The organism is Streptomyces sp. NPDC058289 (assembly GCF_042880975.1).
Taxonomy (GTDB): Bacteria; Actinomycetota; Actinomycetes; order Streptomycetales; family Streptomycetaceae; genus Streptomyces; species Streptomyces stoeckheimensis.
Genome location: NZ_JBHVYI010000049.1, coordinates 55524 through 67108 on the forward strand (window position 1 = coordinate 55524; position 11585 = coordinate 67108).

Genomic DNA, 11585 nt, shown 5'->3' on the forward strand with positions numbered 1-11585 from the left:
GCCGTACGGGTGCTACCGGGCCCGTGCGGCGGATCGTTGATATACAGGCAAGGTCCGGTGCGAGCCCCGGCTCCATCGGAGCGGCTCAGGCCGTCTCTTTCGCGTATTGCCCGGCCGACGCCCGGCAAGATCCGAAAGAGACGACCCAGCCGCACGGGTATCTATGAGGAAGGCACGGCCGCCGCACGTGAGGGACACACGAGAGAGCCGGCTGCTCCTGGTGCTTCTGATCGCCATCGCGTTCGCTTTGATCACGGTGGACATCAGAACGGGTGAGGAGTCTCCGGTCGACGGTGCCCGACAGGCCGCCGCAGCGGTCTTCGGGCCGGTCGAGAAGGGCGTGGCGAAAGGGGTCGACCCGGTCGCCAACGCCATAGGGGCGGTACGGGACTCCGGCGAGCGGCACAACCGCATCGCGACGCTGGAGCGCGAGAACGCGGCGCTCAAGGCCAAGCTGGGCAGCGACGACCAGACCCGCAGCCGGATCCGCGAGCTCGACGAGATGCTCAAGCGGGCGGGCGCGGGCCAGTACGGCATCAAGGGCGCCGAGGTCATCGCCATAGGAGCGGCCCAGGGCTTCTCCTGGACCGTGACCATCGACGCGGGCAGCAAGGACGGCATCGAGCGCGACATGACCGTCCTCAACGGGGACGGACTCGTCGGCCGCGTCGCCACCGTCGGCCCCGACACCGCCACCGTGGTCCTCGCCAACGACCCCGACTTCACCGTCGGAACCCGCTTGGAGAAGACCGGCGAACTCGGCTTCGCCACCGGCCAGGGCGACCGGGAGCTCTCCGTGCAGATGCTCAACGGCAAGGCCAAGATCAACACCGGCGACCGGCTCGTCACCTTCGGCTCGCGCGGCAACAAGCCCTTCGTGCCCGGCGTCCCGATCGGCGAGGTGATCAAGGTCGACCCCTCGCGCGGCGACCTGACCCGCACCATCTGGGTCCGCCCCTTCGTGGGCTTCTCCCGCCTGGACATCGTCGGCGTCGTGGTCATGCCCCCGCGCGAGGACCCGCGCGACGCGGTCCTGCCGCCCAAGCCCGAGGCACCCAAGCCCACCCCGACGGTCACCGTCACGGTCACCCCGTCGCCCGGCGCGTCCGCGTCCGGCAAGCCGGCCGAGGACTAGGAGCCGATCATCATGCGTTTCAACCGGATCCTGCTCTCGGGCACGCTCGTCGTGGTCGCCCTGGTCGTCCAGGTCTCCATCCTGGGCCGCCTCCAACTCCCCGGAGCCGTCCCCGACCTGGTCCTGCTCACGGTCGTCGCCCTCGCACTCGTGTACGGGTGCGTCAGCGGCGCCCTCATCGGCTTCGCCGCGGGCCTCCTCACCGACCTGGCCCCGCCCGCCGACCACGCCGCCGGCCGCTACGCGCTCGTGCTGTGCGTCATCGGCTACGTCGCCGGCCTGGTCCGCCCCGACACCGGGCGGTTCCGCTCCGCCTGGGGCCCGATGCTCACCGTCGTCGGCGCCGCCTTCGCCTCCACCCTGCTCTACGCGGGCGTCGGCGCCCTGGTCGGCGACACCGCGGCCCGGCACGTGGGGCTGACCGGACTGCTGTTCACCGCGGTCCTCTACGACCTGCTGCTCGCCCCCTTCACCGTGCCGTTCATCATGGCCCTGGCCCGCCGTGCGGAGAACGACCCGATGGCCGTCGAGGCCAACGGCGGCCCGCCCGCGGGCAAGGACATCGCCTCCGGCTGGCTGGCCGGCGGCACCGGACTGCGGATCGGCAGCCAGCGCGGCGGCCTGCGGATGAAGACCGCCCGCAGCCGGGCCAACCGGGCCGGCCGGATAAAGGGCGTCAAGGGAATCAAGGGTGTGAAGAGCGTCAAGAAGCTGTGAGGGAGGAGTCCACGTGACCAACATTCCGGAGACCGGCCGTACCTCCCGGGTGCAGATCCGGCTCGTGATCATCCAGGTTCTCGTCTGCTCGATGTTCCTCACGCTCGGCGGCCGGCTCTGGTACCTCCAGATCCGCAACGGCGCGGAGTACTACCACGAGGCGAAGAGCAACCACGTCCAGCGGGTCGTCCAGCCCGCCGTGCGCGGAACGATCCTCGACGCCCGGGGCGTCGCCCTCGCCGACAACGAGACCCGCCTGGTCGTCTCCACCAGCCGCACGGCCCTGATGAAGATGAAGGACCGCGGCCGGGATGTCATGACCCGCCTCGCCGGCGTCCTGGACATGACCCCCAAGGAGGTCATGGAGAAGGTCCGCCTCTGCGACTCCCAAACCCCCGCGCCCTGCTGGAACGGCTCCCCGTACCAGCCGATCCCGATCACCCTCGACGCCACCACGCAGCAGGCGCTGCAGCTGCGCGAACGCCCCGAGGAGTTCCCCGGCATCACCGCCGAGCCCGTCGCCGTCCGCCGCTACCCGGCCCCCGGCGGGGCCCGTACCTCCCAGGTGCTCGGCTACCTCTCGCCGGTCACCGACGAGGAGATCCAGAAGGCCAAGGACACCGACTCGCCGCACCTGCGCTCCGACCAGGTCGGCCGCTCCGGGATCGAGCGCACCTACGACAAGTACCTGCGCGGCAAGGCGATGGTCACCTCGTACGAGGTCGACAACCTCGGCCGCGTCATGCACCAGACCGAGTCCGACGCGGGTGTGCCCGGGTCCACCCTCGTCACCAGCATCGACGCCCGGGTCCAGTCCGTCGCCGAGTACGAGCTCCAGCAGGCGATGAAGACGGTCCGCAACGAGACCGACAACATCACCAACCGCAAGTACGAGGCCGACTCGGGCGCCGTCGTCGTCATGGAGGCCAAGACCGGCCGGGTCGTCGCGATGGCCTCCCAGCCCGACTACGACCCCAACGCCTGGGTCGGCGGCATCGCCGCCAAGGACTACGCCGCCCTCACCAGCGAGGGCTCCAACTATCCGCTGCTCAACCGGGCCATCCAGGGCCAGGCCCCCGCGGGCTCCATCTTCAAGGTGGTGTCGGCGAGCGCGGCCGTCCGGGCCGGATACGCCTTCGACGACAAGTACAACTGCGGCGCCTCCTACAGCATGGGCAACCGCAGCTTCGCGAACTTCGAGTCCAAGGGGCACGGCCCCATCACCCTCGGCGAGGCCCTCAAGTTCTCCTGCAACACCGTCTTCTACGCCCTCGGGCACAAGGAGTGGCAGCGGGACGGCGGCCTCAAGCCCAAGAAGGACGCCCACGACTGGTTCTACCGGACGGCCCGCGAGTTCGGCCTCGGCTCCGAGACCGGGATCGACCTGCCGAACGAGGTCAAGGGCCGCATCCCCGACCGCAGGTGGAAGCAGAGCTTCTGGGCGGCCAACAAGGACGCCTGGTGCAAGCAGGGCAAGAAGGGCGGCACCTACGTCGAGCTGGTCGCCTACGAGAGCTGCCTCGAAGGCAACCAGCTCAAGGCCTACGACAGCATCAACTTCGCCATCGGCCAGGGCGACGTCCTCGTCACCCCCATCCAGATGGCCACCGCCTACGCCGCCATCAGCAACGGGGGCACCCTCTTCGACCCCACCGTCGGCAAGGCCGTGATCAGCGCCGACGGCAAACACGTCGAGTGGATCAAGCCCAAGCCGCACGGCAGGCTGCCGATCGACGCCAAGACCGTCAAGGACCTCGACAAGGGCCTGCGCATGGTCGTCGAGCCCGGCGGCACCGCCGCCTGGCGCTTCGGCGGCTGGCCGATGGACAAGATCCCGATGCACGCCAAGACCGGCACCGCCCAGGTCTACGGCAAGCAGACCACCTCGTGGCTGGCGACCTACACCAAGGACTTCGTCATCGTCATGACCATCTCCCAGGGCGGCACCGGATCCGGAGCCGCCGGCCCCGCCGTACGCAACCTGTACAACGCCATCTACGGCCTCGACATGGCGGGCAACCAGGACCTGAAGAAGGCACTCCTGTTGGGACCGGAGAAGAACCTGCCCAAGATCCGCCCCGACGGCGGCATCGATTCCCCCGAGATCCGGCCGTACGTACCGCCGTCCCCGGAAGAACTGGCGCCGCCCGCGCTGGCCGGACCGCCCGCCCAGCGCCCTGCGCAGCACGACTGAGTACCGAGGACCGACATGCAGACCGCCAACAAATTCTCCGTGGCCCGGTACGCGCCGGAGCAGCGGGGAGCGATGGCCAAACTCACCGCCCGCGACTCCGTGGTGCGCCGGCTCGACTGGCCGATACTCCTCTCCGCGCTCGCCCTCTCCCTCATCGGCGCCCTGCTGGTGTGGTCGGCGACCCGCAACCGGACCTCGCTGAACAACGGGGACCCGTACTACTTCCTCTTCCGGCACGCCATGAACACCGGCATCGGCCTCGTGCTGATGATCGGCACCATCTGGCTCGGCCACCGCACCCTGCGCGGCGCCGTACCGATCCTCTACGGGCTCTCCGTGGTGCTGATCCTCGCCGTGCTCACCCCGCTCGGCGCGACCATCAACGGAGCCCACGCCTGGATCGTGGTCGGCGGCGGCTTCTCGCTCCAGCCCTCCGAGTTCGTCAAGATCACGATCATCCTGGTCATGGCGATGCTGCTGGCCACCCGGGTGGACGCGGGCGACCTCGTCCACCCGGACCACCGCACAGTCGTCAAGGCGCTCTGCCTGGCGGCCTTCCCCATGGGCATCATCATGCTGATGCCCGACCTCGGCTCCGTCATGGTCATGGTCGTCATCGTGCTCGGCGTCCTGCTGGCCTCCGGCGCCTCCAACCGCTGGGTGCTGGGCCTGCTCGGCTCGGGCGTCGGCGGGGCCATCCTGATCTGGCAGCTCGGCATCCTCGACGAGTACCAGATCAACCGCTTCGCGGCCTTCGCCAACCCCGAGCTCGACCCGGCCGGCGTGGGCTACAACACCAACCAGGCACGCATCGCCATCGGCTCCGGCGGGCTGACCGGCTCCGGACTCTTCAAGGGCTCGCAGACCACCGGCCAGTTCGTGCCGGAGCAGCAGACCGACTTCGTCTTCACGGTGGCGGGGGAGGAGCTGGGCTTCGTCGGAGCCGGGCTGATCCTGGTGCTGCTCGGGGTCATCCTGTGGCGCGCCTGCATGATCGCCCGCGAGACGACCGAGCTGTACGGCACGATCGTGTGCGCCGGGATCATCGCCTGGTTCGCCTTCCAGTCCTTCGAGAACATCGGGATGACCCTCGGGATCATGCCCGTGGCCGGACTCCCGCTGCCGTTCGTGTCCTACGGAGGATCCTCGATGTTCGCCGTGTGGGTGGCCATCGGGCTGCTCCAATCGATCAGGGTGCAGCGGCCGATGTCGGCTTGATGCGGTGTGGGGTCGGTCCGGGGTCGGCTTGATCCGTCGGTTCCCGGGCCGGTTTTCCGCCGCACCCGCCGTTTTCCTTCGCGTCGTGTTCCGTTCAGGACTACGTTCGATCCATGGCGGACACGAAGCGCGAGATCGAGCGCAAATTCGAGTTCAGGACCACCAAGGCCGGACGGCGCGGAGTACCCGACCTGACGGGCACGGCCGCCATCGCGGCCGTGACCGACCAGGGCACGGCCGAGCTCGACGCCGTCTACTACGACACCCCCGACCAGCGGCTCGCCGCCGACGGGCTCACCCTGCGCCGCCGCACCGGCGGCAAGGACGCAGGCTGGCACCTCAAACTGCCCGTCGCCCCCGGCGTGCGCGACGAGATCACCGCCCCCCTCGGCGACACCGTGCCGGACGCGCTGACCGCACTGCTGCGCTCCCGCGTCCGCGACACCCCGCTGGAACCACAGGTCAGGCTCCTGTCCTCGCGCCACGTCAGCCACCTCCTCGACGCGGACGGCGCCCTCCTCGCGGAGCTGTCCACGGACGCGGTGCGGGCCGAGCGCGCGGACGCCACGGCCGCCTGGACCGAGGTGGAGGTCGAGCTCGCCGACGGGGCCGACCCGGCGCTGCTCGACGCCGTGGAGAAGACCTTCCGCAAGGCCGGACTCCGGGTCAGCGACGCCCCCTCGAAGCTCGCACGGGCGCTGACCGAGACCGGCGGGGAGCCCTCGGCCCGTACGACCGGCGCCGACACCGGCCTCGCCGAGGACACGATGGGCGCGCACGTGCTCGCGTACCTGCGCGAACAGCGCGACACCCTCATCGCCCAGGATCCCGCCGTACGCCGGGGGCTGCCCGACTCCGTCCACCAGATGCGGGTCGCCACCCGGCGCCTGCGCAGTGCCTTCAAGACCTACCGCCGGATCCTGGACCCCGCCGAGACCGGCCCGATCGGCGAGGAGCTGCGCTGGCTCGCCGCCGAGCTCGGAGTCGCCCGCGACCAGGAAGTACTGCTGGAGCGGATCCAGACCCGGCTCGACGAACTCCCGCGCACCCTGGTGCTGGGCCCGGTCCGTGGCCGCCTCAAGATCTGGAACGTCGCCCGCCGCACCGGTTCGCGCCGCGCGGCGCTGGCCGCGCTCGACAGCAGGCGCCACGTGGCCCTGCTGAACGCCCTCGACGCCCTGCTGGCCGACCCGCCGTTGCAGAAGGCCGCCGCCCGGCCTGCCGAGTCGGCCCTGCCCGCGGCGGTCCTCGGAGACTACGAACGCCTCGCCGGCCGGATCGAGGCCGCGCTGTCCTTGGACCCGGGCGAGGGCCGCGACCTGGCCCTGCACGAGGCGCGCAAGGCAGCGAAGCGCGCCCGGTACGCGGCCGAGGCGGCGGCCCCGGCCCTCGGCAAACCCGCGCGCAAGCTGGGCAAGGTGGTGAAGGCGGTCCAGAGTCTGCTCGGCGACCACCAGGACGGGGTCGTCGCCCGGGAAGCCCTGCGCGGAGTCGCCGTCCAGGCGGCCGGTGCGGGGGAGTCGTCCTTCACCTGGGGCGTGCTCCACGCCCGCGAGGAGGCGCTGGCCGAGCGCCGCGAGCGGGAGCTGCCGCAGGTGTGGGCGGCGACCGCGGGGCCGGCGGCGGCACTGCGCGGCTGATCTTGCGGGCGGGGGTGCTCCGGGCCCCGGGGTACGCTTGAGAGTCGCCCCCTGCCCGCTTCACGAAAGTCGCGTGATGACCGAGTCGGTCTTCCCTCAGCTTGAGGCCCTGCTTCCGCACGTCCAGAAGCCGATCCAGTACGTCGGCGGTGAGCTCAACTCCACGGTCAAGCCGTGGGAGAGCGCCGACGTCCGCTGGGCGCTGATGTACCCGGACGCGTACGAGGTCGGGCTCCCCAACCAGGGCGTCATGATCCTTTACGAGGTGCTCAACGAGCGCGAGGGCGTGCTCGCGGAGCGCACGTACAGCGTGTGGCCGGACCTCGAAGAGCTGATGCGCGAGCACAAGGTGCCGCAGTTCACCGTCGACTCCCACCGTCCGGTCGGGGCCTTCGACGTCTTCGGGCTGTCCTTCTCCACCGAGCTCGGCTACACCAACATGCTGACGGCACTGGACCTCGCGGGCATCCCGCTCGAGGCGAAGAACCGTACGGTCGACCACCCCATCGTGCTCGCGGGCGGCCACGCGGCCTTCAACCCCGAGCCGATCGCGGAGTTCATCGACTGCGCGATCATCGGCGACGGCGAGCAGGCCGTCCTCGACATGACCGAGATCATCCGCGCGTGGAAGGCCGAGGGCAGGCCGGGCGGGCGCGAAGAGGTGCTCCTGCGCCTCGCGAAGACCGGCGGCGTCTACGTGCCGGGCTTCTACGACGTCGAGTACCTGCCCGACGGCCGCATCGGCCGCGTCGTCCCGAACCGCTCCGGCGTGCCGTGGCGCGTGTCCAAGCACACCGTCATGGACCTCGACGAGTGGCCCTACCCCAAGCAGCCCCTGGTCCCGCTCGCCGAGACCGTCCACGAGCGGATGTCCGTGGAGATCTTCCGCGGCTGTACCCGCGGCTGCCGTTTCTGCCAGGCCGGCATGATCACGCGCCCCGTGCGGGAGCGAAGCATCACCGGCATCGGCGAGATGGTGGAGCGCGGCCTGAAGGCCACGGGCTTCGAGGAGGTCGGCCTCCTCTCCCTCTCCTCGGCGGACCACACCGAGATCGCGGACATCGCCAAGGGCCTGGCCGACCGCTACACGGACGACAAGGTGGGCCTGTCCCTCCCGTCGACCCGCGTGGACGCCTTCAACGTGGACCTGGCCAACGAGCTGACCCGCAACGGCCGCCGATCCGGTCTGACCTTCGCCCCCGAGGGCGGCTCCGAGCGCATGCGCAAGGTCATCAACAAGATGGTCTCGGAAGAGGACCTGATCCGTACGGTCGCCACGGCGTACGGCAACGGCTGGCGCCAGGTGAAGCTGTACTTCATGGTCGGCCTGCCGACCGAGACCGACGAGGACGTGCTGCAGATCGGCGACATGGCGGTCAACGTCATCGCCAAGGGCCGCGAGGTCTCCGGCCAGAACGACATCCGCTGCACCGTCTCGATCGGCGGCTTCGTCCCCAAGCCGCACACCCCCTTCCAGTGGGCCCCGCAGCTGTCGGCCGAGGAGACGGACGCCCGCCTCGGCAAGCTCCGCGACAAGCTCCGCGGCGACAAGAAGTACGGCCGCTCCATCGGCTTCCGCTACCACGACGGCAAGCCCGGCATCGTCGAGGGCCTCCTCTCCCGCGGCGACCGCCGCATCGGCGACGTCATCCGCGCCGTGTACGAGTCGGGCGGCCGCTTCGACGGCTGGCGCGAGCACTTCTCGTACGACCGCTGGATGCAGGCCGCGGAGAAGACCCTCCCCGCCTACGGCGTCGACGTGGCCTGGTACACGACCCGCGAGCGCACCTACGAGGAGGTCCTGCCCTGGGACCACCTCGACTCCGGCCTGGACAAGGACTGGCTCTGGGAGGACTGGCAGGACGCCCTCGACGAGACCGAGGTCGAGGACTGCCGCTGGACCCCGTGCTTCGACTGCGGCGTCTGCCCGCAGCTCGACACCAGCATCCAGATCGGCCCGACGGGCAAGAAACTGCTGCCCCTGTCGGTCGTGAAGTAGCACGCCCGCACCCCGTCCTTGCGACGACGGCCCGCCCCGTGATCGGGGCGGGCCGTCGTCGTGTCCGGACCGTGAGGTGTTCCCCGCAACGGCCGGCGCCCCTACGGAGTCCTTATCCGTATGGAACAGGAAGAGGCGCGCGCACCCGGGGGAGAAGGCTGCCTGGTCGGAGTCGTACGGATCCCCGTGAAGATCGTGGCGGTGCTGATCGTGCTGCCCCTGCGGGTGGTCTGGGATCTGCTCGTCGCCTTCGCGCGGATGCTGAACCGGACCGTCCTCGGACCGCTGGGGCAGGGCTTGCGCCGGCTGTACGAACTGGTCCTGCTGCCGGTGCTGCGGGGGACCGGGTGGCTGATCGGGGCCCTGTTCAAGCTGGTCTTCTACTGGCCCTGGGTGGGTCTCTGGCGGTACGTCGTGCTCCCGGTGGGGCAGGCCGCGTACGCGTATCTGCTGCGGCCGGCGGGCCTGGGGCTCTGGCGCCACCTCCTGGTCCCGGTCTGGGAGTACGGGCTGCTGCCCGCCGGGCGGGGCATCGCCTGGCTGCTCGCGGGCGCGGTCCGGTACCTGCTCGTACTGCCGGGCGGCGCGCTGTACAGGTACGTCCTCGCCCCCGTCGGGCACGGACTGCGATGGCTGGGCCGGGGGTTCGCGGCAGGCGTGGTCTGGTCGGCCAAGGCCCTGTTCGTCTGGCCGTGGGTTGCGCTGTGGCGGCATGTCGTACGGCCCGGGGCGGGTGGAGCGTGGCGGTACCTGCTCGCGCCGGTCGGGCGCGGGGTGTGGGCGTACCTGCTCGTGCCGGTCTGGCAGGTGCTCGTCGCGGCCTGGCACCTCGCGGGGCGGGTGAGCCGGGCGCTGGGGCGCGGGCTGGTGTGGCTGTGGCGGTGGGCCGTCGTGCGGCCCGCCGGATGGCTGCGCCGGCACGTGGTCACTCCCGTCGGGAACGCGCTGCGCGCCGGGTGGGCCGTCGGCCGCCGCGGCGTCCGCGCGGTGCACCGGCAGGCGATCGCTCCGGTCGGCCGTGCCGTCGCCGAGGTGTGGCGGGCCACCCGCCTCTCGGTGCGCGAGGCGCGGGCCGACGTACGGCGGGCGCTGTTCGGGGGGCCGCCCCGGGAACCGGCGAGGTCACAGGCGCGTACTCTGGGTAGTAACAGAGCCGCAGGCGACGCGCCCGCCCCCGAGATCTCCCTGCACGAGTCATGAGCAGGGGTGAGCCGGAGGGCAGGCGTGGCCGGCCGGCCCCACAGACCTCAGGGCGACGCGCGAGCCGCGGAGCCCCGCACAAGGAGATGAACCACTGGGCAAGCGACAGCCCGAAGGCCCGCCTCCCGCACCGGTAGTGCAGCGCATCCGCCTGCGCTACACCAAGCGCGGCCGCCTCCGGTTCACCAGCCACCGAGACTTCCAGCGCGCCTTCGAGCGGGCCCTGCGCCGCTCCGAGGTGCCCATGGCGTACTCGGCGGGCTTCACCCCGCACCCCCGCGTCTCGTACGCGAACGCCGCCCCGACCGGGACCGGCAGCGAGGCCGAGTACCTGGAGATCGCCCTCGCCGAGCCCCGCGACCCCGCGGTCCTGCGCGAGCTGCTCGACGAGTCGATGCCCGTCGGCCTCGACATCATCGACGCCGTCGAGGCGCACACCTCCGGTCTCGCCGACCGGCTGACGGCCTCCGTGTGGGAGCTGCGCCTGGACGGCGTGGAGCCCGCGGATGTGCAGAAGGCGGTCGAGGCCTTCCTCGCGGCCGAGGCCGTGGAGGTCCAGCGCCGCACCAAGAACGGCATGCGGACCTTCGACACGCGTGGCGCCGTGGTCAGTCTGGAAGTGGTTCCCGCTACGGTGACCGCGGAGGCTGATAGGCCCCTGGACAATGCTTGTGCGATACTGCGGCTGGTTGTTCGGCATCTGACACCTGCCGTGCGACCCGACGACGTCCTGTCCGGTCTCCGAGCTGTGGCCGACCTAACGCCGCCGGTCCCCGCTGCGGTGACCAGGCTGGCGCAGGGGCTCTTCGACGAGGAGTCCGGCACGGTGACCGACCCGCTCGCGCCCGACCGCGAGGCTGTCACGACCGCCCCACCCACGGCGGCCGTAACCGCCGACGCGAAGGCGCCGGAAGGTCCCGCCGCGTAGGGATCGTCGTCGTCGCGCAGCCCTGGGACTCGGGAGCCACCTGGGTCGGGCCGCGCACAGACCTGAAGACTTGAAGACTTCCGCCAGGCCGTACGGACTACACGTACGGAACCGGCGGCCATTGAACTGAGCTCCCGTGTGGCGAACGCGCCCCGGAGGCCGGTTCCGCGCTCATTACGCGGGACCGTGCCGGACCGGAAGTCAGCCGCGGCGCCCGGGAGCGTGACGGGAGAAACCCCGCATGCTCAACAACGAAAACGACAACACCGCCAACAACGGTGCGGCCGACAGCGGCAGCCCGAGCGACAACCTGCCGCCGCGCCGGCGCCGGCGTGCCGCGTCCCGCCCGGCCGGCCCGCCCGGCGGCGCCGTAGCCGCCGCCGAGGCCGCTCCCGCGCCCGTGGTGGCCGCAGCTCCCGCCGAGGAGGCCGCCCCGGCCGCCGCCCCGGCCCGTACCCGCCGCCGTGCGACCCGCGCCGTGGCCGCCCCCGAGGCGTCCGCCGCCGAGGCCGTGGTCGAGGCCCCCGAGGCCGCCCAGGACGAACAAGACGACG

General features: G+C 71.3%; 9 protein-coding genes. All 9 read left to right on the forward strand.

The annotated features are described in order from the left end of the window. Positions 1-187 precede the first annotated feature (187 nt). Positions 188-1135, forward strand: coding sequence for a rod shape-determining protein MreC (mreC, locus tag ACFVX6_RS24230; RefSeq protein ID WP_327252739.1), 948 nt, complete (start codon positions 188-190; stop codon positions 1133-1135). A 12-nt stretch (positions 1136-1147) separates the two neighbouring features. Further along, on the forward strand, positions 1148-1852 hold the full coding sequence (gene mreD, locus ACFVX6_RS24235; RefSeq protein ID WP_389694669.1) for a rod shape-determining protein MreD: 705 nt from the start codon (positions 1148-1150) through the stop codon (positions 1850-1852). Between the two features lie 13 nt (positions 1853-1865). Then, on the forward strand, positions 1866-4046 hold the full coding sequence (gene mrdA / locus ACFVX6_RS24240) for a penicillin-binding protein 2 (protein WP_389694671.1): 2181 nt from the start codon (positions 1866-1868) through the stop codon (positions 4044-4046). A gap of 15 nt (positions 4047-4061) precedes the next feature. Beyond that, positions 4062-5264, forward strand: a complete 1203-nt coding sequence (gene rodA, locus ACFVX6_RS24245; protein WP_389694673.1) for a rod shape-determining protein RodA — start codon at positions 4062-4064, stop codon at positions 5262-5264. A 113-nt stretch (positions 5265-5377) separates the two neighbouring features. Beyond that, complete coding sequence (locus tag ACFVX6_RS24250) at positions 5378-6904, forward strand: CHAD domain-containing protein (RefSeq protein WP_389694675.1); 1527 nt, start codon at positions 5378-5380, stop codon at positions 6902-6904. A 73-nt stretch (positions 6905-6977) separates the two neighbouring features. Beyond that, positions 6978-8903 (forward strand): TIGR03960 family B12-binding radical SAM protein, encoded by a 1926-nt coding sequence (locus ACFVX6_RS24255; protein WP_327252734.1) that lies wholly within the window; start codon positions 6978-6980, stop codon positions 8901-8903. Positions 8904-9023: 120 nt separating this feature from the next. Then, positions 9024-10103, forward strand: coding sequence for a hypothetical protein (locus tag ACFVX6_RS24260; protein ID WP_389694677.1), 1080 nt, complete (start codon positions 9024-9026; stop codon positions 10101-10103). A 136-nt stretch (positions 10104-10239) separates the two neighbouring features. Beyond that, positions 10240-11031 (forward strand): TIGR03936 family radical SAM-associated protein, encoded by a 792-nt coding sequence (locus tag ACFVX6_RS24265; protein WP_389694679.1) that lies wholly within the window; start codon positions 10240-10242, stop codon positions 11029-11031. Between the two features lie 241 nt (positions 11032-11272). After that, on the forward strand, positions 11273-11585 hold a 313-nt coding region (locus ACFVX6_RS24270), incomplete at its 3' end, for a hypothetical protein (protein WP_389694681.1).

What these genes read in the sequence shown, in the direction of transcription:
- mreD (WP_389694669.1), top strand. Translation starts at nt 1,148, where the DNA reads ATGCGTTTCAACCGGATCCTGCTCTCGGGCACGCTCGTCGTGGTCGCC.
- rodA (WP_389694673.1), top strand. Translation starts at nt 4,062, where the DNA reads ATGCAGACCGCCAACAAATTCTCCGTGGCCCGGTACGCGCCGGAGCAG.
- ACFVX6_RS24250 (WP_389694675.1), top strand. Translation starts at nt 5,378, where the DNA reads ATGGCGGACACGAAGCGCGAGATCGAGCGCAAATTCGAGTTCAGGACC.
- ACFVX6_RS24260 (WP_389694677.1), top strand. Translation starts at nt 9,024, where the DNA reads ATGGAACAGGAAGAGGCGCGCGCACCCGGGGGAGAAGGCTGCCTGGTC.